The sequence below is a fragment of the Micromonospora sp. RL09-050-HVF-A genome, assembly GCF_019374995.1.
Taxonomy (GTDB): Bacteria; Actinomycetota; Actinomycetes; order Mycobacteriales; family Micromonosporaceae; genus Micromonospora; species Micromonospora antibiotica.
The window spans coordinates 4,222,501-4,245,856 of sequence record NZ_JAGKQP010000002.1 but is presented as its reverse complement, the minus strand read 5'-3'; the positions used below and the strand labels follow the sequence as shown (position 1 = coordinate 4,245,856).

General features: G+C 72.9%; 18 protein-coding genes and 2 pseudogenes (1 of these 20 cut by a window edge). 10 read left to right on the top strand and 10 right to left on the bottom strand.

Annotated features, from left to right (window positions below):
- The first annotated feature begins 263 nt into the window (after nt 1–263).
- From J7462_RS18545 to J7462_RS18535, 3 genes are all read left to right on the top strand, one after another.
- On the top strand, nt 264–1,376 hold the full coding sequence (locus J7462_RS18545; RefSeq protein ID WP_219465188.1) for an SGNH/GDSL hydrolase family protein: 1,113 nt from the start codon (nt 264–266) through the stop codon (nt 1,374–1,376).
- 35 nt (nt 1,377–1,411) lie between these two features.
- Complete coding sequence (locus tag J7462_RS18540) at nt 1,412–2,767, top strand: cellulose binding domain-containing protein (protein ID WP_219465187.1); 1,356 nt, start codon at nt 1,412–1,414, stop codon at nt 2,765–2,767.
- Between the two features lie 149 nt (nt 2,768–2,916).
- Nucleotides 2,917–3,648 (top strand): response regulator transcription factor, encoded by a 732-nt coding sequence (locus J7462_RS18535; RefSeq protein ID WP_219465186.1) that lies wholly within the window; start codon nt 2,917–2,919, stop codon nt 3,646–3,648.
- Here the strand turns inward: J7462_RS18535 and J7462_RS18530 are convergent.
- From J7462_RS18530 to J7462_RS18515, 4 genes and pseudogenes are all read right to left on the bottom strand, one after another.
- A complete protein-coding gene (locus tag J7462_RS18530; protein WP_308290934.1) occupies nt 3,582–4,553 on the bottom strand; it encodes a polyphosphate polymerase domain-containing protein in 972 nt (323 codons plus the stop codon). The two genes, J7462_RS18535 and J7462_RS18530, sit on opposite strands and share 67 nt — an antisense overlap.
- Nucleotides 4,550–5,143: a DUF4956 domain-containing protein gene (locus tag J7462_RS18525; protein ID WP_219465185.1), complete on the bottom strand. Its 594-nt coding sequence runs from the start codon at nt 5,141–5,143 to the stop codon at nt 4,550–4,552. Before J7462_RS18525 ends, J7462_RS18530 begins: the two co-directional genes overlap by 4 nt.
- A 136-nt stretch (nt 5,144–5,279) precedes the next feature.
- Nucleotides 5,280–6,671, bottom strand: coding sequence for a carbohydrate-binding domain-containing protein (locus J7462_RS18520; protein WP_219465184.1), 1,392 nt, complete (start codon nt 6,669–6,671; stop codon nt 5,280–5,282).
- Nucleotides 6,672–6,957: 286 nt separating this feature from the next.
- Nucleotides 6,958–7,937 (bottom strand): annotated as a pseudogene (locus tag J7462_RS18515) (NAD(P)-dependent alcohol dehydrogenase).
- A 114-nt stretch (nt 7,938–8,051) separates the two neighbouring features.
- On the opposite strand from J7462_RS18515, the pseudogene J7462_RS18510 reads away from it, so the two are divergent.
- The 3 genes and pseudogenes from J7462_RS18510 (at nt 8,052) to J7462_RS33355 (ending at nt 11,842) form a co-directional block, all read left to right on the top strand.
- A pseudogene (locus J7462_RS18510) lies at nt 8,052–8,758 on the top strand (TetR/AcrR family transcriptional regulator).
- A gap of 442 nt (nt 8,759–9,200) precedes the next feature.
- Entirely contained in the window at nt 9,201–11,048 is a 1,848-nt protein-coding gene (locus J7462_RS18505; RefSeq protein WP_255597779.1) for a PEP/pyruvate-binding domain-containing protein, read from the top strand.
- Nucleotides 10,943–11,842, top strand: a complete 900-nt coding sequence (locus J7462_RS33355; RefSeq protein WP_308290933.1) for a PEP-utilizing enzyme — start codon at nt 10,943–10,945, stop codon at nt 11,840–11,842. The genes J7462_RS18505 and J7462_RS33355 overlap by 106 nt, the downstream gene beginning before the upstream one ends.
- An 87-nt stretch (nt 11,843–11,929) precedes the next feature.
- Here J7462_RS33355 and J7462_RS32990 read toward each other — a convergent pair whose 3' ends face one another.
- The 4 genes from J7462_RS32990 to J7462_RS18485 form a co-directional block, all read right to left on the bottom strand.
- Entirely contained in the window at nt 11,930–12,160 is a 231-nt protein-coding gene (locus tag J7462_RS32990) for a ferredoxin (RefSeq protein WP_219465182.1), read from the bottom strand.
- Complete coding sequence (locus J7462_RS18495; protein WP_219465180.1) at nt 12,157–13,383, bottom strand: cytochrome P450; 1,227 nt, start codon at nt 13,381–13,383, stop codon at nt 12,157–12,159. The genes J7462_RS32990 and J7462_RS18495 overlap by 4 nt, the downstream gene beginning before the upstream one ends.
- Nucleotides 13,384–13,655: 272 nt before the next feature.
- Nucleotides 13,656–14,522 carry a hypothetical protein gene (locus J7462_RS18490; protein WP_219465178.1) on the bottom strand — a complete coding sequence of 289 codons (867 nt, stop codon included), beginning with the start codon at nt 14,520–14,522 and terminating at the stop codon, nt 13,656–13,658.
- Nucleotides 14,523–14,596: 74 nt separating this feature from the next.
- Nucleotides 14,597–17,116 (bottom strand): S8/S53 family peptidase, encoded by a 2,520-nt coding sequence (locus tag J7462_RS18485; protein WP_219465177.1) that lies wholly within the window; start codon nt 17,114–17,116, stop codon nt 14,597–14,599.
- A 129-nt stretch (nt 17,117–17,245) separates the two neighbouring features.
- On the opposite strand from J7462_RS18485, the gene J7462_RS18480 reads away from it, so the two are divergent.
- Nucleotides 17,246–19,060, top strand: a complete 1,815-nt coding sequence (locus J7462_RS18480; RefSeq protein WP_219465176.1) for an RNA polymerase sigma factor — start codon at nt 17,246–17,248, stop codon at nt 19,058–19,060.
- Here the strand turns inward: J7462_RS18480 and J7462_RS18475 are convergent.
- Nucleotides 19,057–19,650 carry a TetR/AcrR family transcriptional regulator gene (locus J7462_RS18475; RefSeq protein ID WP_219465175.1) on the bottom strand — a complete coding sequence of 198 codons (594 nt, stop codon included), beginning with the start codon at nt 19,648–19,650 and terminating at the stop codon, nt 19,057–19,059. The two genes, J7462_RS18480 and J7462_RS18475, sit on opposite strands and share 4 nt — an antisense overlap.
- Before the next feature lie 110 nt (nt 19,651–19,760).
- Here J7462_RS18475 and J7462_RS18470 point away from each other — a divergent pair, with 110 nt between their 5' ends.
- Genes J7462_RS18470 through J7462_RS18460 form a run of 3 tightly spaced genes read left to right on the top strand, consistent with a single transcriptional unit; the run spans nt 19,761 to nt 21,611 of the window.
- Nucleotides 19,761–20,690, top strand: coding sequence for an SDR family NAD(P)-dependent oxidoreductase (locus J7462_RS18470; protein ID WP_219465174.1), 930 nt, complete (start codon nt 19,761–19,763; stop codon nt 20,688–20,690).
- A gap of 46 nt (nt 20,691–20,736) precedes the next feature.
- Nucleotides 20,737–21,099, top strand: coding sequence for a metalloregulator ArsR/SmtB family transcription factor (locus J7462_RS18465; protein WP_219465173.1), 363 nt, complete (start codon nt 20,737–20,739; stop codon nt 21,097–21,099).
- Complete coding sequence (locus J7462_RS18460) at nt 21,096–21,611, top strand: SRPBCC family protein (RefSeq protein ID WP_219465172.1); 516 nt, start codon at nt 21,096–21,098, stop codon at nt 21,609–21,611. The genes J7462_RS18465 and J7462_RS18460 overlap by 4 nt, the downstream gene beginning before the upstream one ends.
- A gap of 53 nt (nt 21,612–21,664) precedes the next feature.
- Here J7462_RS18460 and argS read toward each other — a convergent pair whose 3' ends face one another.
- Nucleotides 21,665–23,356: the 3' portion of an arginine--tRNA ligase gene (gene argS, locus J7462_RS18455; protein ID WP_219465170.1), read on the bottom strand. 27 nt of this gene lie beyond the right edge of the window; 1,692 of the gene's 1,719 nt are visible here — the last part of the coding sequence; the start codon falls outside the window, past its right edge — the gene reads right to left on this strand; its stop codon occupies nt 21,665–21,667.

Here is a 23,356-nt window from a genome sequence, read left to right as displayed (position 1 = left end):
TCCGTCGGGGGTGGCTGGTGGGCCGAACTGGACCAGGTCAGCGACAAGTATTTACAATGGTCTTTGTTAACGCTCACACCCGTCCCGGTGCCGAGACCACCTCGTCCTGTCGAGGTGGCGATCGGCGTGTGCCCGGCGGGACCGGCGGCCGGCGGGCTGTCCGGTCCGGCCGCCCCGCGTCACCGACGTGCCGCCCCTCACCACGGTGGCCGTCCGACCGGCCCACGCCCTCGGCCAGCTCCACCGATCCAGGGGAGAAATCCATGCGAACGAGGGCACGATGGCTCGCGGCGCTCGCCGTACTCGGCGTCATGACCGCCGGGGTGGTGACACCGACCGGCCCCGCCCACGCCGAATCCAACGGCGGGGTACGGGTGATGCCGCTCGGCGACTCCATCACCGAGGGCACCCAGGTGCCGGGCGGCTACCGGATCGGGCTCTGGCAGCGCCTCGCCGCCGGCCGCTACACGATCGACTTCACCGGATCGCAGTTCAACGGGCCGGGCAGCCTCGGTGACCACGACCACGAGGGGCACCCCGGCTGGCGCATCGACCAGATCGACGCCAACATCGTCGGCTGGCTGAACAACCAACGGCCGCAGACCGTGCTGCTGCACATCGGCACCAACGACATCCTGCAGAACTACAACGTGGGCACCGCGCCGAACCGGCTCTCCACCCTGATCGACCGGATCACCACCACCGCACCCACCGCGGAGGTGTTCGTCGCGCAGATCATCACGCTCTCCAACGGCAACCAGGCGGCGGCCGCGCGTACCTTCAACGCAGCGATCCCGGGCATCGTGCAGAGCAAGGTGAACGCCGGCAAGCGGGTGCACCTGGTCGACATGCAGAGCGCCCTGTCCACCGCCGACCTGATCGACGGCATCCACCCCACCTCCGGCGGCTACGACAAGATGGCCGCCCGCTGGTACAGCGCCCTGCAGTCGGTGCCCGGCAGCATCGGCAACCCGGGCAACAGCGGCGGACAGACCACCACGATCGTCGGCACCCCCTCGGGCCGGTGCGTCGACGTGCCCGGTTCCGCCACCACCAACGGGCTCCAGCTGCAGCTCTGGGACTGCCACGGCGGCACCAACCAGCAGTGGACGTACACCTCCGGCCGGGCGTTGACCGTGCTCGGCACCAAGTGCCTGGACGCCGCCGGCTACGGCACCACCCCGGGCACCCTGGTCACCACGTACGACTGCCACGGCGGCACCAACCAGCAGTGGAACCTCAACGCCAACGGCACCATCACCGGCGTGCAGTCCGGCCTCTGCCTCGACGCCAACGGCGGGGCCACCGCCAACGGCACGAAGCTCGTCCTGTGGACCTGCAACGGCCAGGCCAACCAGCAGTGGAGCCGGCGGTAGTCCGCAGCCCCCGTCAACCGAAGGAGAGGCCCGAAGTGACGCTACCGACAGATCGACCCCCGACCCCACCCCCGGCCGGCCGCCGGACCTCCGTACCCCGGTTCGTGAGCTGGCTCTCGGCGGGCCTCGTGGTGCTCCTCGGCCTCGTGGCGACCGCGAGCATGCCGCACGCCGCGGCGGCGGCGGACAACCCCTACCAGCGTGGCCCGGACCCGACCCCGGCGAGTGTGGCCGCCACCCGGGGGCCGTTCGCCACCACGCAGGCGACCGTGCCGGCGGGCAACGGCTTCAACGGCGGGTTCGTCTACTACCCGACCGACACCAGCCTGGGCACCTGGGGCGCGGTGGCGATCGTGCCCGGGTACTCCGCCCTGTTCGCCAACGAGGAGGCCTGGATGGGCCCCTGGCTGGCGTCCTTCGGTTTCGTGGTGCTCGGGATCGAGACCAACAGCCGTACCGACGGTGCTGACGCCCGGGCCACCCAGCTGCTCGCGGGGCTGGACTACCTCACCCGGACCAGCCCGGTGCGCAACCGGGTGGACCCCAACCGGCTCAGCGTGATGGGCCACTCCGCGGGCGGGGCCGGCACCCTGCTGGCGGCGCTGCGGCGGCCGTCGCTGCGGACCGCTGTCGGCCTCGCCCCGGGTACGCCCGGCAACAACCTGAACATGTCGACCACCCAGGTCCCCACCCTGCTCCTGTCGGGGCAGAACGACGGCACCGTCACCCCGTCCTACGTGCAGGGCATCTACAACACGCTGCCCGCCGGGGTGGAGCACGCCTGGGCGGAGCTGGCCGGCAACGACCACCTGTCGTTCACCCGGTCGAACCCGACCGAGATGCGGCTGCTGATCCCCTGGCTCAAGATCTTCCTGGACTACGACACCCGCTACACCCAGTTCCTCTGCCCGCTGGCGAACAGCACCGGCGTCTCCCGGTACAGCTCCACCTGCCCCCTGGTGCCGCCGGGCGGGCCGACGACCCCGCCGACGACCCCGCCGCCCACCACCCCGCCGCCGACCACGCCTCCGCCCACCACCCCGCCGCCCACCACGCCTCCGCCGACCACCCCGCCGCCGACGACCCCGCCGCCCGGCACCGCCTGCACCGCGACGTACCGCACGATCGGCTCGTGGTCGGGTGGCTTCCAGGCTGAGGTCACGGTGACGGCCGGCAGCGCCGCCGTCGACGGCTGGACCGCCCGTTGGCAGTTGGGCAGTGGACAGGGCATCAGCCAGGTCTGGAACGGCACGCTGAGCACCAGCGGCTCGACCGCGACCGTCCGCAACGTCTCCTACAACGGTGCGCTGGCCCCCGGCACCTCGACGACCTTCGGCTTCCTCGGCACCGGCACGCCGACCAGCCCGTCGCCGACCTGCACCAGCCCCTGAGTGCGTCGGTCGCCCACCCGTCGGCACGACGGGTGGGCGGCCCGGTGCGCCACGGGTGGCACGACCGGCAGGTTGCTCACAGCTGATCCACAGCCGACTGCGAGGCCACTCCCCACCATGTCCCGTACGAACAGTGCGTGATTACCCCGATGTCCAGGGTGCTCGTCGTGGACGACGACCCCCATCTCCGGGCGCTGCTCTCGGCGACGCTGGGAAGGCACGACTTCGAGGTCCGGGTGGCCTCCGGCGGCCGGGAGGCGCTGGTCGTGGCGGCGGACTTCGAACCGCACCTGGTGGTGCTCGACGTGGTGCTGCCGGATCTCGACGGTCTCCAGGTCGCACGGAGCCTGCGTGCGGGTCCCGGTCCGGGAGTGCCGGTGCTGTTCCTCACCGCCCGTGACGAGGTGGCCGACCGCATCGCCGGGCTCACCGCCGGGGCCGACGACTACGTCACCAAGCCGTTCAGCCTGGAGGAGCTGGTGCTGCGGGTGCGGGCGGTGCTGCGCCGCTACCGGGCGGATCAGGGCACCCAGGACGGCGGGTTGCTGCGGTACGCCGACCTGGAGCTGGACGAGCAGGCCCACGAGGTACGCCGGGGCGGGCACCCGGTGCCGCTGTCGCCCACCGAGTTCAACCTGCTGCGGTTCCTGCTCGCCAACGCGGGCCGGGTGGTCAGCAAGGCGCAGATCCTCGACGGGGTGTGGAACTACCGCTTCGGTGGCGACGGCCGGATCGTCGAGTCGTACGTCTACTGCCTGCGGCGGAAGATCGACCGCTGGGACCCGCCCCTGATCCACACCGTCCGGGGTGTCGGTTACGCGTTACGGCTGCCCCCGCGGGCGCAGGATGCGGCGGGGTCTGTTGCGGGGCCGCCCCGGTGAGACGTCTCCTGGCGCGCGCCCGGATCCCCGTGGAGGGTGGGGTGGAAGTGCCGACGTAGGGTGCGCTGCCAACGCCCGGCGGGCAGGTCGGGGTCGAGGGCGGCCAGCCCGGTCGCGTACTTGGAGATGGCCACCGGGCGGTGACCCTGCCGCCAGAGCAGCCGGTCGACGTGGGAGGCGGTGGAGCCGGTCTTCGTCTCGATGATGGCCAGTTCGGGCAGCGCCAACCGACGGCCCCGGTGATCCTCCCAGCGCAACGCGACGTCGATGGTCGCCCGGCTCGCGGTAGCCGGTAGATAGAGCGTGCTGCGCAGGTAGCTGGTGGTGAGGGTCGGCGCGAAGGTCAGGGTGGGGCCGGTGCGCAGCGCCGCGAGCACCCCGTCGACGAACGACCGCCCGGGGGTGAGGGTGCCGCTGTCGTCGGGACGGTAGGGCAGCCGTTCCTTGACCGTGCCGCCCCGGGTGCCCTCCGTCTTCACCTCCAGCCAGCAGAGGCCGGAGTCGAGGTACGTCCTCGTCCTGATCTTGAAGCGGCGGCGGCGTCGGCGGGCGGTGAGCCGGAAGCTGACCAGGTCGGCGGTGTCGAAGTAGATCGACTCGTAGCGGAACGCGCGCCTGCCGTCGATCTCCAGCACCTGGTCGGTGTGGTCGAGCCCGGCGAGCAGGTGCGGCAGCTCGGCGAGCGGAAGGAGGTACTTGCGGTCGAACCGGGTCTGTAGCGCGGCGCGTTCGGTCAGTTCCGCGAGCCCGATCGGCGTGAGCTGGGCCAGCGCACCGGTGAGCGGGGTCAGGACCGCGGTGGGCGGGGTCAGCGCCGCGGTGGGCGGGATCAGGGCCGCGGTGGGCGGGATCAGGGCCGCGGTGGGCGGGATCAGGGCCGCGGTGGGCGGGTCGGGGGCGGTCACCGGGCGGTGCCCGCGTCGACCGGCCGCCGCCCGCCGGTGGCGGTGACCCTGGGCCGCGAGTAGCGGACGTCCACGATCGTGGTGTCGTTGACCAGGTCGACGCGCTCGACGTTGACGTTGTGCACCCGGGCGCCGAGCAACTGCTCCAGGTGTGCGGTGAGGGCGACCGAGTCGGTGACCGCGCTGTCCAGCACGATGACGTGCCGCCGGTACCGGCGCAGCAGTCGGGGGTGGTCCCCGACGAACATCACGGCGAGGATCAGCACCGTCAGCGCGCCGACCGTCAGGACCGAGGTGCCGGAGAGCGGGCCGAGGATGCCGAGCGCGAGCGCCGAGAAGTAGTACGCCACCTCGTGCTGGTCGAGTTCCGTGGACCGGAGCCGGATGATCGACAGCACCCCGAACAGCCCCAGCCCGAGCCCGGCGCCGACGGTGCTGCTGCTCAGTGAGCTGGCCACGGCGAACACGCCGACGTTGACGCCGAGGTAGGCGACCACCAGGTCCCGTCGTCGGTGGCGCGGGAAGTACAGCGCGAAGACGAGCAGGACCACGGCGACCAGGTCCACTCCGGCCAGGACCAAGCGCGACATATTTGCTCCTTGGGGTGTCCGCCGGCCGTTTGCCGTGTGCGGCGTCCGGCGGTGTGGCATCGGATCTGGCGGTGGTGCAAAGGCGGGCCGGTGGCGCGGTTCGGGCCCGGGCGGGCCCGAACCGCAGGGCCCGGACTCAGAACCGCCCGTACCGGCCGGCGGTGACGCCGGTCAGCACCCGGGTGGCGCCGGTGATGCTGCCGCCGGTGTAGAGACCGCCGACATTGGTGCCGGTCACGCTGCCGCCGGTGTAGATGTCGTACCGCTGGCCGTTGGTGATCCGGTTGGACGAGAAGACGACCTCCCGGACGGTGGCCGAGGTCCGGTACGAACCCAGCACCGTGCTGCCGGACACCACGTGCACGATGGTGTTGGCGGCCAGGTTGGCGTTGAACCGGGGGGCCACCCAGCCCTGGCCGGTGTTCGGCACCGCCTGGAACACGGCCAGCGAGGTCAGCGCCGCGCCCACCACCGTGCCGCCGGTGAAGGCGATCGGGCCGTCGGCGTCGATCGCGCCCTCGCCGCCGCCCCGGGTGCTGGAGCCCCGGGCCACCACGGTGCCACCGGCGAAGGTGAGCGACCCGTTGGAGTCGAAGCCGTCCGTGCCGCCGCTGGCCACCACCGTGCCGCCGGTGACCTTGATGAACGCGATCGCGGACGGCTCCATGTGGCCGAGGCCCTCCTCGGCGGCGTTGACCGCGTCGTCGCTGGCCACGACGGTGATGTTGCCGCCGCTGATGGTGGTCCGGAGTCCTTCCAGCGCTTCGTAGGACCGGGTGACGTTGATGGTGCCGCCGGAGATGTTCAGGACGTTCTCGCCCTTGATGGCGTCGTCGGCGACCGAGGCGGTGATGGTGCCGTTGGTGATGGTGAGCACGCCCTTGCCGGCCTCGGTGTCGTTGGACTTGAGCCCGTCGCCGCCGGACGAGGTGACGGCGATCGTGCCGCCGTTGACGGTGAGGGAGTCCTTGCCCCGGATCGCGTCGTCCACCGCGTTGACGGTGATGGTGCCGGACTGGATGACCAGGTCGTCCTTGCTGACGATGCCGTCGGCGTGGTTGGCGCGCACGGTCAGCGCGCCGGTGCCGCCGATGGTCAGGTCGGCGGCGCTGAACAGGGCGGCGTCCGGCTCCCCGGTGTTGGTGTACGTCGCCGCGTCGGTGAGGTTGTTGCTGGTGCCCGCGGCCAGGGTGACGGTGACCGCGCTGGCGTTGGTCACGTACAGCGGCGAGGAGGTGGAGTTGGTGATGGAGGCGCCGGCGAGGACGAGTTCCACGGTGCCGGTGATGGCGGTGTCGACAGCGATGTGGCCGTTGTTCAGCGTGCCCCTGATCTCGTAGGAGCCGGGCGCGGTGATGGTGACGGCGCTGCCGGCGACGGTGACGTTGCTGCCGGTGACGCTCGCGCTGGAGCCGTTGAGGGTGATCGTGGCGGTCGCGGCGGCGACGGCGGCGACGGCGAGCGGGCCGGCCAGCAGGGTGGCGGTGAGTCCGGCCAGGACGGCGGTACGACGTGCGGTGGCTGTCATGGGGGGTCCTGTTCCTCGGGGCGGGCGGGGTGGGGCGCGTCGGGCCCGGGCGCGGTGCGGACGCCTCGAAGGCCGGCCGTCGGTAGGGTGAACGGCGGATGAACGAGGCATTGCATCGACGATGGTAAATGAGATTCGTCGCTCGCCGACAGTGCTGGAGCAGGAAATCGAAGCGCTTTCACCATTGCCAGCTGACTGACAGGTGATATTGACGGAACTCTGAGCCGGGCACGCTTGACCGGGGAATCGGGAGCCTGCCCGGCCGGGCCGGCGGATGGCGGGCCGGTCAGATGGTGATGACCACTTTCGCCCTGGCGTGTTCGCCTTCGAGGTAGCCGATGGCATGGGGCACCTCGGGCAACGGATAGGTCCGGTCGATCACCGGTGTGAGGTGGCCGGCCTCGGCGTGGGCGCGGAGCGTGTCGAGGTGCTCCCGGCCGGGGGTCGCCGTCAGGACGACGACGCGCTGCCGGACGAGGGGGGCCAGCAGTCGCCCCGCGCGATGAGCCGGACCGGCCCGAGGAGGCTGCCGCCCCGGTACACACCGCCGCCGGAGAGCACCAGCGTCCCGGTCGGGGTCAGTGCCCGCCGCAGCGCGGTGAGGCTGCGGTTGCCGACCAGGTCGAACACCGCGTCGTGGCGGTCCCCGTGGGTGAAGTCCTCGCGGGTGTAGTCGACGACGTGGTCGGCGCCGAGCGAGTGGACCAGGTCGACGTTGCGGGTGCTGCACACCCCGGTCACCGTCGCGCCCAGCACCCTGGCGAGCTGCACGGCCAGGGTGCCGACACCACCGGAGGCGCCGTTGACGAGCACGCGCTGGCCGGGCGCGACCCGGGCCGCGTCCCGCAGCCCCTGGAGCGCGGTCACCCCGGCCAGTGGCAGGGCTGCCGACTCCGGCGCGGTCAGGTTCGCCGGCTTCGGCGCGACCAGGGCGGCGGGGGCGCACACGTACTCGGCGAACGCGCCGTTGGCGTCCCCGAGGTCGCCGAACACGCTGTCGCCGGGGCGCAGGTGACGCACGTCGACGCCGACGGCCTCGACCCGACCGGCGAAGTCGCGACCCCGGATGCGGGCCCGGGGCCGCGTCAGGCCCAGCGCCAACCGCGCCATCCGGGGATCGCCGCGCATCACGTGCCAGTCGTACGCGTTGAGCGCGGCGGCCTCGACCCGCACGAGCACCTCGTCGGCGGTGGGCACCGGCACGTCGACGTCCGCGAGGGTCAACGTCTCGGGGGGCCCGTACCGGTCCTGCACGATCGCCTTCATCTCGCCCTCCTCGGAGTGTACGCCGTACACCAGATGTCGACCACGGTAGGTGTACGGCGTACACCTGTCAATGCCGGTTAAGGTTTCCCTCGCCGACCGAGGACAGGGACCGAGATGGCCGAGCAGGCTGAGACGCTGCGCCGGACGCCGCTGAGCAGGGACCGCATCCTGCGCGCCGCCGTCGTGCTGGCCGACGGGGCCGGAATCGAGTCGCTCAGCATGCGCAACCTCGCGCAGGAACTGGGCGTCGTGCCGATGGCCCTCTACAAGCACGTGGCCAACAAGGACGAACTCCTCGACGGCATGATCGACGTGGTGGTCGGCGAGATCGAGCCGCTGACGACGGGCGTCGGCTGGCAGCCCGCCATCCGCCGACGTGTCCTGTCGGCCCGGCAGGTGCTGCGTCGGCACCCCTGGGCGTCGCTCGCCATCGAGTCGCGCACCATGGCGACGCCGGCCGTCCTCGGCTACCTCGACTCGATGATCGGGGCGCTACGCGCCGGTGGTCTCTCCACCGACCTCACCCACCACGTCATGCACGCCATGGGCAGCCGCATCCTGGGCTTCAGCCAGGAGTTGTTCGACGCGTCCCGGCAGGCCGGCCGGACCGGACCGGCCGCCCCGACGCCCCCGCGCCCCTGCCGCCGGAGGTCGCGGCGCGGTTCCCGCACGTCGCCGAGATCGCCGAGGCGGCCTCGCACGACGACGGGTCCGTCGTGGGGCAGGGCTGCGACGACCAGTTCGAGTTCGAGTTCGCGCTGGACCTGCTGCTGGACGGCATCGAACGGCTGCGCGCGCAAGGCTGGACGTCGGCGCGCTGATCAGCTGAGGTCGGCCCGCTGCTCACCGGCGTGTCACCCCGGACCGCCCCGACGCCGGTCGGCCACCGTCCCGGCCCCGACCGCCCCGACGCCGGTCGCCGACCGTCCCCGACCGGGGCCCTGACGCCGACCGCCCGGCCCCGATATCGACAGGTGGCCTGGTGAAAGCGTTTTCGCCGGGCGCGTTCGCCATTTCGACGCGCGCACCATTTCTTGCTCTCCCAACATATAGCGGACGGGGGGACTTGCCGCAAGACCCGGGTCACCCCGCAGAATCGTCAGCCGAGGTCGCCGCCAGCGGAAATGCATCACGACGGTGCGCCGGCGACCTGTCACCAGCGGAAGGCGAAACGATGTCCACGTACCCGAAGACATATTCGAGGCCGCTGAACCACCCGGCCGCCGTCATGCGGCGACGCCCGACCGTCCCGGAGGTCGCCCGATGACCGGTCGGTACGTACGGGGTCTGCGTGAGGTCGACCCGACGCAGCGGAACCTGGTCGGCGGCAAGGGCGCCCACCTCGGCGGACTGACCCGCATCGACGGGGTCCGGGTGCCGGCGGGCTTCTGCGTGACGACGGACGCCTTCCGGCGGGTCACCGCGCTGGCGTCGGGACTCGACGGGCAACTCGATCGACTGGCCCGGCTGGCACCCACCGAACGGGCGGCGATCGGCACCCTCAGCGCGCAGATCCGCCGCACCATCGAGAACGTCACCGTCCCCGACGACGTCGCGACGGAGATCATCCGTGCCCTCGATGCGCTCGGCGGGCACGGCGGGTACGCCGTCCGGTCCAGCGCGACGGCGGAGGACCTGCCGACCGCCTCCTTCGCGGGGCAGCAGGACAGCTTCCTCAACGTGGTCGGCCCGACGGCGGTCCTGCGGCAGATCAGCCGGTGCTGGGGCTCGCTGTTCACCGCACGGGCCGTCACCTACCGCCAGCGCAACGGCATCGACCACCACCGGGTCGCGATGGCGGTGGTCGTCCAGCGGATGGTCCCCGCCGGGGCGGCGGGCGTGCTGTTCACCGCCGATCCCGTCACCGGCAACCGGCGGGTCTCCTTCGTGGAGGCCGGGTTCGGCCTCGGCGAGGCCTTGGTCTCCGGGCTGGTCGACGCGGACGTCTTCCGGGTCCGCGACGACCGTGTCGTCGCCCGGACGATCGCCGCCAAACGCCACGCCGTGCGGACCACGCCGACCGGCGGGACCCGGGTGGTGGCGATCGACCCGCAGCGGCAGGACCAGCCGGCGCTGACCGACCCGCAGGTCGTCCGGCTGGTGCGGCTGGGCCGGCGGATCGAGGCGCACTTCGGTCAGCCGCAGGACATCGAGTGGTGCCTGGTCGACGACGACTTCCAGATCGTCCAGACCCGACCGGTCACCACGCTGTTCCCCGTCCCGGTGGCCGACGACACCGACAACCACGTCTACGTGTCCGTGGGCCACCAGCAGATGATGACCGACCCGATGAAGCCCCTCGGGTTCTCGATGTACCAGCTGATCGCCGCCCGGCCCATGTACGAGGCCGCCGGCCGGTTGTTCGCCGACGTGACGCCCGAGCTGGCGTCGCCGACCGGCCGCGCCGGCCTGCTGGCGGCCCTGGGCAGGTCCGACCCGCTGATCGGGGACGCGTTGCGCACCGTTGTGGAGCGCGGTGACTTCATCCGGGAGGTGCCGGACGAGAAGCCCGCCGGGCCGCCACCCGGGCCGGCGGCACCGCCCGTCGAGACCGATCCCGCGCTGGTCACCGAGCTGATCACCCGGATCGACGACGCCAACGCCGCCCTGGCCCGCGAGATCCGGACGAAGTCCGGGCCGGCGCTGCTCGACTTCATCCGGACCGACTTCCCCCGGCTGACCCGGATGATGATCGATCCGAGGAGCATCCCGGTCATCATGGCCGGGATGGAGGCGGTCTGGTGGCTCAACGAACACCTCCAGGAGTGGCTCGGTGAGCGCAACGCCGCCGACCCGCTCACCCAGTCCGTCCCGCACAACGTCACCTCGGAGATGGGGCTGGCCCTGCTGGACGTCGCCGACGCGATCCGGCCGTACCCGGAGGTCGTGGCCTTCCTGAGCCGGGTGGCGGACGACGGCGGGCCCGGCCGGGAGTGCGACGCCCCGGCGGGCCGGACGACCTGCTGGCCGGGCTGGACCAGCTCGCCGGTGGCCGGGAGGCCCGGGTGGCCATCGGGTCCTGGCTCGACCGGTACGGCATGCGGGGGGTCGGCGAGATCGACATCACCCGGCCCCGCTGGCGGGAACGTCCCGCCATGCTCGTGCCGCTGATCCTGGGCAACATCAGGAACTTCGCACCGGGGGCCGGCGGGCGGCACTTCGAGCAGGGCCTGCGCACGGCGCGGGACAAGGAGCGGGAGGTGCTGGAGCGGCTGCGGGCCCTGCCCGACGGCGGCGCGGACAAGGCCGAGCGGACCAAACGGATGATCGACCGGGCCCGGACGTTCGTCGGCTACCGGGAATACCCGAAGTACGGCATGGTCACCCGCACCTTCGCGTACAAGCAGGCGTTGCTGGCCGAGGCCGACCGCCTGGTGGCCGACGGCGTGCTGCGGGGCCGGGAGGACATCTGGTACCTCACGTTCCCCGAACTCGACGAGGTCGTCCGTACCCGCCGGGTCGACGACGGGCTCATCCCCCGACGGGCGGCGGAGCACCTGTCGTACCGGGCGCTCATCCCGCCCCGGGTGCTCACCTCGGAGGGCGAGATCGTCGCCGGGACGTACCAGCGGGACGACGTGCCGGTCGGCGCGCTGGTCGGCCTGGCGGTCTCCGCCGGGACCGTCGAGGGTCGGGCGCGCGTGGTGCGGGACGTGGCACGGGCCGATCTCGAACCGGGGGACATCCTCGTCACGCCGTACACCGATCCCAGTTGGACGCCGCTGTTCGTCACCGTCGCCGGGCTGGTCACCGAGGTCGGTGGCCTGATGACCCACGGCGCGGTGATCGCCCGGGAGTACGGCCTGCCGGCCGTCGTCGGGGTGGTGGACGCCACCCGGCTGATCCCGGACGGGCAGCGGATCCGCGTGCACGGCACCGACGGGTACGTCGAACTTCTCCCGTGAGCGGCCGCCGGTCGGGTGCCCGGGTCACGGGGCCGGGCACCCGACCAGCGCGGCGCGGATGGGGATGATGGACGCTCACCGGTGCCGTCAGCCGACCCGGATCGCACCCGCCGGGCAGAGGTCGGCGGCCCGTTGGACGCGGTCGCGCGACGCGGCTCCCGGGGCGGGGTCGCGTAGCAGCACCAGGCCGTCGGTGTCGTCCTGGTCGAAGACCTCCGGGGCGGTCAGGACGCAGTTGCCCGCCCCGCAGCACCGCTCCCGGTCGACGGCCACCCGCGGCGTCGTCTCCGCCGGTAGCTGTCGTGGGGTGGGCGTCACCAGGTCACCGGGAGAGCGTCCAGGCCGAACACGACCGAGTTGTCCCGGGTGGTCAACTCCTGTGGGTCCGCCGCCACCGTCAGGTCGGGGAAGCGGCGTGCCAACTCCACCAGCGCGACGCGCAGTTCGGCTCGGGCGAGGGGCTGACCGATGCACTGGTGCATCCCGAACCCGAAGGCCAGGTGCTGGTGGGCCTGCCGGTACGGGTCGAACCCGTCGGGGTCGTCGAAGACCTCCGGGTCCCGGTTGGCCAGGGAGAGCAGGGCGATGACGCCCTCGCCGGCCCGGATCAGCCGGTCGCCGATCTCGACGTCCTCGGTGGCCACCCGGAACAGCCCGGTCCGGACGATGCTGAGGTAGCGCAGCAGCTCGTCCACCATGCCCGGGGCGAGGTCGGGGCGGTCGCGCAGGAGCGCGTACCGCCCGGGGTGGCGGGTCAGCAGCAGGACGCTCAGGCCGAGCATGTTGGCGGTGGTCTCGTGGCCGGCGATGAGCAGCAGCAGGGCCATCCCGCCGAGTTCGTCGACGCCGAGTTCACCCGGCTCGACGCGTTCCCGGATCAGCCGGCTGAGCAGGTCGTCGGCGTCGTCGGGCCGGGCCCGCTTGGCGTCGATCAGCGACCGGAGGTATTCCCGCAGCTCCTGGGCGGCGTGCTGGAGCTGGTCCATCGGCGCCTGGCGGTTGAGCAGCAGCCGGCTGCGGGACTGGAAGAAGTCGTGGTCGGCGTAGGGGACGCCGAGCAGGTGACAGATCACCTTGGACGGCAGCGGCAGGGCGAACGTCGACACGAAGTCGGCCGGTGGGCCGGCGGCGGCCAGGTCGGCCAGGGCCTCGGAGACGGTCTGGTGGATCAGCGGTTCGATCCGGCGGACATTCTTGATCATGAACTCTGCGGTGAGCATCCGGCGCAGCCGCAGGTGCGCCTCGCCGTCCATCCGGATGAAGGCCCCCTGGGAATCCGCCGTCACCTCGGGGGGCAGCGGGCGGAGCAGGGGAAAGCCGGGGCGTTGCAGATCGGAGCTGAACGCCGGGTGGCGCAGCAGCTGCCGCACCTCGGGATGCCGGGTGACCAGCCAGGCGGTGGCTCCGGTGGGCAGCTGCACCCGGGTCACCGCCTGACCGGCGAGGCGCAGTCGTTCGGCGTCGTCGAGCAGGGCGAACGGGCTGCGGGCCGGGTTGACCGGCGGCCAGTGGGGCAGGTCGGTCTGCGTGGTCTGTGTCATGTGGAACACTCCTGCCATGACGGTGAGTAGTCGCACCGATTCGTGACGTTACTCATCGGCGAAGGTCGACACAACCCTGCGCCGCGACCGCCGACCGTTGCTCACCCCGCCCGTCTCCTGCGGACCGTTGCTCACCCCGCCCGTCTCCCGCGCCCGACGGCAAGAGGCACCGGGGACCCCGGCCCGACGGCGGACGGCCCCACGGTCCGCGCCGGAGAATCGGCGCGGGACCGCAGGGCCTCAGGGGTGGCTGTCGGTCGACGACCGGTGGCTCAGGTCGCGCAGACGGCGTACGCGCGCACCTTCCAGTTGCCGCTGAAACCGTTCTCGTCCTCGGCGGCGCGGACGGTCGCCGTGGTCGACGAGGTGGGCCGCATCTCGGTCAGCCGCACCTGGCCCTCGCCGCCGACGATCTCGCCGCCGACCCCGTGCAGGCGCTTGCCGGCCGGGCAGGTGGCGGTGACCGTGCGGCTGGCCGTGGAGTTGTCGGCGCTGTCCACGATCACCCGCTGCTCACCGGGGAGCGGGTCGACGCAGATCACCGACGCGTCCACCGACCAGTTGCCCGCGAAGGCGTTGCCGGCCTCGACCCCCGCCACCGTCACGCTGCTCTGGTTGATCCGCAGGTCCTCCAGGAGCACGTCACTCGCCCCCGAGCCGAGGGCCAGGGCCGCACCACCGCCGCCGATGGCCCGCTTGCCCACCGGGCAGAACAACTCCAGGAACTTCGGGTTGACCGAGTTGGACGCGGAGTGGCCGGTCACCACCTCCAGACCCGACGGCGCCGAGGCGCAGATCGCGCCGGCGGTGACCGCCCAGTTCCCGGCGACACCGTTCGGGTCCTCCCGGCCGGTCACCGAGTAGAGCCCGGAATCGGCCAGCGGCTGCATGATGTCCATGCCCACCTGGCCGAGACCCGACCCGGTGATCGCGCCGCCCCCGCCGATGACCGTGGTGCCGGTCGGGCAGACCGCGCTCTGCGACTTGGCGACGCTGTTGCTCGGCCCGACCGTCGTGCGGATCAGCAGGCCGGGCACCGCCGCCACCGGCCCGCTGAGCGCGACCTGACCGAGCACCACCGCGCTCAGCAGGGCACCACCCAGGGCGACCGTCCGTCGCGTCCACTCTTGGCTGCGCATGATGTTCTCTCCTCGTGTCGTGCGGTCCCGGAACCGGTCGGTCCCGGGCGGAGTTCGGATGGGGAAACGGACCGTCAGGGGGTGACCCGCCGGATCCGGACCGGCACGGAGTCCGTGCCGACCAGACCCGATGCGTCGAAGACCTCCAGCCACACCGACCAGGTGGTGGTGTCGGTCCCGCTGGTCAGCTGGGCCAGCGCCGCGGTGAAGGACGCACAGTTCTTCGGCGTGCCCTTGTCGTCGACCGGTTCGCCGGTGGGCACCCCGCCGCCCTGGCACAGCACCTGCTTGACGCCGCCGTCGCCGTACGCCGTCCACCGGAACCGGGTCCCGGCGACCACGCCGTCCTCGACGTCGAACCCGGTCCCGACGAACGCGACCGACTTCGGCCCGGACTCGATCGTGGTCAGCTCCAGGGCCGGTGTCGGCAGGGTGATCGTGGCGACCGGCCGGGACTGCCCGGCCGGTGCCGAGGTGACCGCGAAGGCCCGCTGCACGCTCGCCCCACCCGCCGCGAACGTCACGGTGTACGCCCCCGGCGTGACCGCGTTCGCCGGCAGCAGGGCCTGGTGACCGGCCTTCTCCAGGACCACCGTGTTGCCGCGCCGGACCGTCCAGGACACCTCCGCGTCGGGGAGCTGGCCGAAGAGGTCTGGATCGTTCGAGGTGCCGAGCAGTCCGACCGACTGCCCCGCAGTGAGGGTCAGCCCCGCCGGCGGCGAGATGATCCCCACCGTCGTCGGGCTGTCCACCACCGTGACGGTCACCGACGCCGAGCCGGTACGCCCCAGGCTGTCGGTGGCGCTGGCGGTGATGACGTGGCTGCCGGCCGACAGCGACGGCACGAACGTCTGCGACCCGGTGGCCAGCTCACCGTCGAGGCTGCTGGTCCAGGTGAGCGGGATCTCCTTGCCCAGGAAGTCGGTGGCCGTGCCCCACAGGTCCACCGACTGGTTCACCCCGAACTTCTGCTTGGTCTTCGGGGTGCTGATGGTCACCGCTGGCTTGCCGACGGTCACGCCCAGCGCCTCGGCGACGGCGGCCAGCGCGTCGACCCGGCGCTGGCTGCCGGTCACCTTGTCGCCCAGCCCGCCGACGTGGGCGGTGTCGTTGAGGATCTCGCGGACCTGCTCGGAGGTGAGCGTCGGGTCGGCGGCCATCACCAGGGCGGCGACCCCGCCCACGAACGGCGAGGCGACACTGGTGCCGCAGGTGGTCTTCGTGGTGTTGACCGCAGGCGTACCCGGATCGGTCAGGCCCGCCACACACATCGGACCGTAGATCTCCACCGACGTGGTGAGGTCCTTGGTGCCCCAGTTCGACCCGCCCGCCACTGTCGCGTTCGTGTTCATCCCACCCACGCACATGACGTGGGTGCTCTCGCAGGGCACCCAGAGGGTGTCGCCGTCGACGTTCGTGCCGTTGTTGCCGGCGGCGGCGACGATCAGCGCCCCGGTGTCCCGGACGTGCTTCATCCGCCGGTCGGTCCAGGTGCGCGCGTGGCTGACGCCGAGGTTCACGTCCCGGGTGAAGCTGAGGTTGACCACGTCCGGGTGGGTCGACTCGGCGGCCTTCTCCAGCCGGCGCAGGACCGTCCAGTAGTCGATGCCGTTGCGGACGGCGACCAGTTCCTGCACCACCGGCCCGGCCGGACCGGCGGTGCCGTAGTCGTTGTCGACCCGGCCCATCCCGGCGAGGACCACGCTGGTGGCGTGCCACGGGCAGGGCGTGCCGCCGGTGCAGTCGTTGGTGTTGCTCTCGCCCCATTCCGCCTTGTGCAGCGAGACCTTGCTGGGGAAGTCGGAGTTGAACTGGAAGCCGCCGTCCTGCACCAGGTACTTCACCTGCTTGGTCAGCCGACCCTTGCTCTCCAGCAGCTGCCAGGCCGGCGCCACCCCGATGTCCATCGCGCCACCGGCCCGCATGAACGTCCAGTCGAAGACGTTCTTGCCGATGTCCGGGGCCTCGAACACCTGGCCGTCGGTGATGCCGGACGGCTCCACCAGCCAGTCGAGGACCAGCTCGGTGCCCGTACGCCACTCGGCGGCGGCCAGCGCGAGCAGCCGCAACGCGCGCTCGTCGCCGACCCGGTACCCGCCGGACTGGCGTGGCTCGGCGGCGAGCAGGTCGGCGACCAGCCCCGCCGGGTCGGCCCGGTTGGCGTCCACCCGGACCAGGTGGTCCTGCCCCTGCTCGTCGGGGGCGAACGAGTCGAGCACCTGACCACCCCAGCGGGCCAGGAAGGCGTCCAGTTCGGACTGGCCGGCGACCCGCACCATCACCTCGTCGAGCACCAGGCCGGCGGGCTTCCCGTCCGGCCCGGCCACCACACCGACCTGCCGGTCGGTGCCGACCCGCCCGACGGTGTCGAGTGACAGCCGGGGCGCGGTCAGGCCCGGGTCGACCCGGAAGGCCAGCGGTTCGGCACCGGCGGCCCCGGGCACCCCGGTCGGGCCACCCGGGACGATGGCGGCGGTGGCGTCCACCGAGGTGGTCGCGACGAGTCCGGCGGCGAGCGTCGCGACCACTACGGTGGCCAGGTACCGGCGTCGGCCGGTGCCCGGTCGGCGGGTCGAGGAACGTGTCGTTGTCATGGGTGTCTCCCGGTGTCGGCGCTGCGATGACACCCGTGGGAGTGCCGGGGGGTCGGCATGCCAACAGAAAGTTCCCGGGAATTTTTTTCTTCGCTCTACTGGAGCGGTGGACGAGTGGTGGGGGCACGGATGGATGTGACGGCGCTGGACGACCGGGCGCTGGTCGAGGCGCTGCGACGTGGTGACCGGGTCGGCCTGGAGGGCATCTACCGGCGGTACGCCGACCGGCTCTACACGTACGCCCGGGTGATGCTGCGCGAGCCGGAGGCCGCCGCGGACGCCGTCCACGACGCGTTCCTCCTCGCCGGTCAGCGCATCGACCAGCTGCGTGACCCGGACCGGCTGCGGTCCTGGCTGTACGCGATCGTGCGGACGGAGTGCCTGCGGCAGTTGCGGGAGCGGTCCCGCTCCGCTCCGCTGGCGGAGGCGACCGAGCCGGTCGCCGACACCGCCGACCCGGCCGCCGCCGTCAACGCCGACCAGGTACGCGACCTGGTGCACCTGGCGGTCGCCGCGCTCAATCCCGGTGACCGTGAGGTGGTGCACCTGGCGATCCGCCACGATCTGTCCTCCGTGGACATCGGTGCGGCGCTCGGGGTGCCCGCCAACCATGCGCACGCCCGGTTGTCGCGGGCCCGGTCCCAGCTCGAACGGGCACTCGGTGCGCTGCTCGTCGCCCGGGGCGGGGCGCGGGACTGCCCGGCCCTGGCCGACCTGCTCGACGACTGGCAGGGCCGGCTCACCCCGACCCTGCGCAAGCGGGTCGCCCGGCACATCGACGACTGCGCCCGGTGTGGGCTGCTCCGGCGCGAGCAGTGCAATCCGGCGGCGCTGCTGACCGCGTACACGGCACCGGGTTTTCTGGTGGTCGCCGACTCGGTCTGGCCGCGGCTCGCCGACGTGGATCCCGCCACCGGCCAGGTCGCCGGCCCCGACCCCGGCCCCGACCCGGCCGGCGACGACCCTGCCGACGGGGGCTCCGCCGACGGGGGTCCGACCGACGGGGGTGCCGTCGATGCCGCCGCCCCGGGAGAGGTCCCCGACCCGGCCGGTCCGGTCGGGGCGTCCGACGGCCGGACCGAGACGCCTCCGTCGTCCGAGACCGCTGCGTCGCCGGGCGACTCCGTCGTCGCGGGGGACGCCCCGGATGCCGCCGCTGGCGGACGGGTCGTCCACGCGGTGCCGGTCGCCGCGCCCGTGGCGGTGGTGACCTCGGGTGACGCGGCGGCTGCGGGCACCGCCGCCGGCCCGGAGCGGCCGGTCGCGGTCACCGCCGGCCCGCCGGCCCGCCGGCGCAACCGGCGGCGGCTCGCCGGTCTGCTGCTGTTGCTGCTCCTCGGGGCCGGGACCTGGGCGTTGTCGCCCGTCGGGCCGGCCGCCGAGCAGGCGGCGGTGACCTCCGGCGAACTGTCCGGTGGCACGTCGTCGACCGCCCCGACGGGCGGCGGTTCCCCGCAGCGGGGTGCGTCGCCGTCGGGTCCGGCCGGTGCCGGTGTGCCGGCCACGGCGGTTCCGCCGCCGGTCGTCGCTTCGCCGTCGGCCGGAGCCGGGCAGCCGACCGCCGTCGTGCCGCCTGCGGGTACGCCGCCGGTCCCCGCTCCGACCGGAAAACCGGCCGTGCCCCACCCGCCGGCCGCACTGCCGCTGGCCGTGCCCTTCACGGTGACGGCGAACGCGCACGTGCGCTGCGGCGCGGCCACCTGGAGCCTGGTCGTCCGGGCCACCGGCAGTGCCACGCTCGGGACGGCCCGGGTGCGGTGGACACCTGCGGGTGGCCGGGCGGCGAGCCGGGCGATGACCGTGGACGGGTCGTCCGCCCAGGTGACGGTGGGTGGGCTCCGTGCCTCGGCGGTGACCTGGTCGGTGCGGGTGACCGGCACCGACGGCCGTACGGCGGACAGCCCGTCGACCACGACCGCCGACCCGTGCGTCCGGCCCGGTTAGTCGGCCTGCCGTGACCCCTCGCCGGGGTCGGGTGCGCGGACCCCGGCGAGCAGCACGGTCAGGTACAGCTCGTCGCGGTGCCGGGGCGTGCCGGCGATCCGGGCGGCGAACGCGGTACCGCAGACCAGGTGTTGCAGGTCGTCCAGCGTGAGGCCGGGGCGCAGTCGGCCGGCCCGGGTCGCCTGCTCCAGCACGGTCGCGGCCAGGTCGCCCAACTCCGCGCGACCGGCTGTGGTCTGCGTGGTGGCGTCCTGTTCCGCGGGGGTCGCGAGCACCTCGGCGAGGGCCGGATCGTCAAGTTGACTGCGCAGGAAGGCCCGTAGCAGCAGCTCCACGCCGGCCCACGGGTCGTCCTCGCGGGTTGCCGCCCGTGCCTGGTCGAGCAGCGCGGCGAAGGCGTCGGCGGCGAGCGCCTCCAGCAGCGCCCGTCGGGTCGGGAAGTGCCGGTAGACCGTGCCGACGCCGACTGCGGCCCGCCGGGCGATCTCGTTGAGCGGCAACGACAGGTCACCTTCCGCCACTACGGCACGGGCGGTGGTGAGCACCCGTTCCCGGTTGCGGGCGGCGTCCGCACGCAGTGTCGTCGTCACCGCGCCAGCCTAACCCAACGGATGGACCATCCGATCGGATTGACAATCCGTTTACCTCCGGGTTCAATCGGATAGGTAATCCACTTCATTCCTCCACCGGAAGGCACCCCATGGACAGCGCACCCGGTTGGACCGTCGCCGATCTCACCGACCAGTCCGGCCGGACGTTCGTGGTCACCGGCGCCAGCAGCGGGCTCGGCGTGGCGATCACCCGCCACCTGGCCGCCCGCCGGGGCCGGGTGGTGATGGCCGTCCGGGACACCGCCAAGGGCGCCCGGGTCCGGGCCGGGATCCTGCGCGACCACCCCTGGGCAGATCTCGTCGTGCGTCGACTGGACCTGCTCGACCTCGACTCGGTCCGCGCCTTCACCGAGGACCTCGGGAGTGCGGTCGACGTGGTGGACGCGCTGGTCAACAACGCCGGCATCGGCACCGTTCCCCGGCGGCTGAGCCCACAGGGGGTGGAGAGCCAACTCGCCACCAACCACCTCGGCCACTTCGCCCTCACCGGGCGGCTGCTGCCCGTGTTGACCGCCGGCCGGACGCCGGTCGTGGTCACCGTCTCCTCGGGTCTCTACCGGCTCGGTCGACTCGACCTGACCGACCTGGCCGCCGAGCGCCGCTACTCCCCGGGCGGGGCGTACGCCACGTCGAAGCTGGCCAACGTGCTGTTCGGGCTGGAACTCGACCGGCGGCTGCGGGCCGCGGGCTCACCGGTGCGCAGTCTGCTCACCCACCCCGGGATGACCAGGACCGACCTCTCCCGGGACCTGCCGTCCCTCGCCCGGCGGGTCGAGACCGTCGTCATGGGGCCGCTGCGCCGCCCTCTCGACGAGGCTGCGGCACCGATGCTCTTCGCGGCCACCGTGCCGGCCGCGCCCACCGGCCGGCACATCGGCCCCGGCCGGCTGTTCCGCCGTGCGGAGCCCACCTTCGCGCCGCTGCGCGGCACCGCCACCGACCGGCAGCTCGCGGCCGACCTCTGGGCCCACTCCGAAGAGCTCACCGGGGTACGCCCACTGCCGGCCCCGCTGCGCTGACGGGGGCACCCCGGGAAACCCGTAACCGATGGGTTACGCTTTACGGGTGGACGAGGTGGCGGCGGCGATATCCGATCCGATCCGTCGCAGCATCCTCGAGCTGCTGCGCGACGGTGACCTCCCGGCCGGGGAGATCGCCGACCGGTTCCCGGTGAGCAGACCGGCCGTCAGCCGCCACCTGCGGGTGCTGCGGGACAGCGGCCTGGTCCACAGCGAGCTGGTGGGTCGGCAGCGGCGCTACCGGCTCGACACCGACCGGCTCACCGAGCTGGTCGACTGGCTCGCCCGGTTGCGTCGTCCGCGCGGTTGGGCGCAGCACCTCGACGCGCTGGAGACAGAGGTCCACCGCACCCGCCGTGAGCGGCGCACCCGCGACACGGCACCCCGAGCAGTAGGAGAGACCGCATGACCGGCATCCCCACCGGGCAGTTGTTCCGCACCCTCACCGGCACCGACCTGGTGCTGGTGCGCACCTTCCGCGCCCCGATCGAGGACGTCTGGGCGAGCGTCACCGAACCCGACCGTACCGCCCGCTGGTTCGGGCGGTGGGAGGGCGACGCCGGCCCCGGCCGCACGATCCGGTTGCAGATGGCCTTCGAGGACGGCACCCCCTGGACGGCGCTGCGGATCGAGGCGTGCGAGGCGCCCCGGCACCTGGCCGTGTCGTCGGCCGACGAGTCGGGCGGCTGGCGGATCGAGCTGGCGCTCACCGAGACGGCCGGCACCACCGAACTGCGGTTCACCCACCACCTCGACAGCGAGGAGCACGTCGGCGAGATCGGCCCCGGCTGGGAGTTCTACCTCGATCTCCTGGTGACCGCCGGCCCGGACGCCCCGGCGGACGCCCCGAAGGCCGACTTCGGTGACTACTACCCGGCGATGAAGCCCCACTTCGAGCAACTGCGCACCGGGGCCAGCTGACGACCCGGGCCGCGCCACCCGGCCCGGCCCGGGTCGACCACGGGCCGGTCGGCTCACATCCGCTCGACGGTACGGATGCCGAGCAGGTAGAGCCCCTGCCGCAGGGTGCGGCCGGTCAGGTCGGTCAGCAGCAACCGGCTGGCCCGCAGTTCCCCGTCGGCCCGCAGCACCGGGCAGCGCTCGTAGAACGCGCTGAACCGGGTCGCCAACCGGTGCAGGTAGCCGGCGAGCTGGTGGAACTCCATCGTCCGGGCCACCTCGTGGACGACGGTGGCGAACCCGAGCAGCTCGAACGCCAGCGCCCGCTCGGCCGGCGCGGTGAGCACGACCCGGGCGTCCGGGTCGACAGCGGTGCCGGCCCGCCGCGACACCGACCTGGTCCGGGCGTACGCGTACTGCAGGTAGGGGGCGGTGTTGCCGTCGAGGGCCAGCATCCGCTCCCAGTCCAGCACGTAGTCGCGGGTGCGGTCGGTGACCAGGTCGGCGTACTTGACCGCGCCGATACCGACGGCCCGGCCGATCTCGGCCGCGTCCGCCTCGTCCAGCGCGGGGTTCTTGGTCCGGGCCAGCGCGGTCGCCCGGGTCACCGCCTCCGTCAGCAGGTCGACCAGCTTCACCGACTCCCCGGTCCGACTGCGCAGCATCCGCCCGTCCGGACCGAGGACCGAGCCGAAGCCGAGGTGCTCGGCGCGGGCCGGCGGGCGCAACCAGCCGGCCTGCCCGGCCACCGCGAACACCATCGCGAAGTGCTGCCGCTGCGGCAGGCCGACCACGTAGAGCAGCCGGGTCGCGCCCAGCTCGCCGGTACGCAGCCGCAGCGCGGCCAGGTCGGTCGCCGGATAGCCGTACCCGCCGTCGCCCTTGCGCACGATCAACGGCAGTGGTGTGCCGTCCCGCCCGGTGAACCCCGGTGGGAAGGCGCAGGTCGCCCCGGCGCTGTCGGTGAGCAGCCCGAGCCGGTCGAGGTCGCCCATCACCGCCCCGAGCCGGTCGTCGTACGCGCTTTCGCCCCGGAAGTCGCCTTCGGTCAGGGTGACGTCGAGCAGTTGGTACACGGTCAGGAAGTACCGCTGGGACTGCTCGACCAGCAGCCGCCACAGCCGCCGCGTCTCCGGATCGCCACCCTGCAACGCGACCACCCGCTGCCGAGCCCGGTCCCGGAAGGCCGGGTCGGCGTCGAACTTCGACCGGGCCGCCCGGTAGAACCCGTCGAGGTCGCCGATGGACAGCTCCTGTGCCGCCTCCGCCTCACCGAGGTCCACCAGATGCGCGATCAGCATCCCGAACGGGGTGCCCCAGTCGCCGAGGTGGTTGACCCGCACGACCCGGTGCCCGAGCCAGCCCAGCAGCCGTACCGCCGCGTCGCCGATGACCGTGGAGCGCAGGTGCCCGACGTGCATCTCCTTCGCCACGTTGGGCCCCGAGTAGTCGACCACGACGGTCTCCGGTGCGGCCGTCACCGGCACCCCGAGCCGGGCGTCGGCGGCCAGCGCGGCGACCATGCCGGCCAGCGCGCCGTCGTCGATCGTCAGGTTGACGAAGCCCGGACCGGAGACCTCCGCCGTCGCGCAGACGTCGTCGAGGACCGCACGGTCCAGCACCGCCTGGGCGATCTCGCGCGGCGACCGGCCGAGCCGCCGGGCCAGCGCCAACGCCGCGTCGGACTGGAAGTCCGCGCGCGGCGAGCGCCGTACCACGGGGTCGACCGGGCCGTCGGCCACGGCGGTGAACGCCGGCGTCAGCCG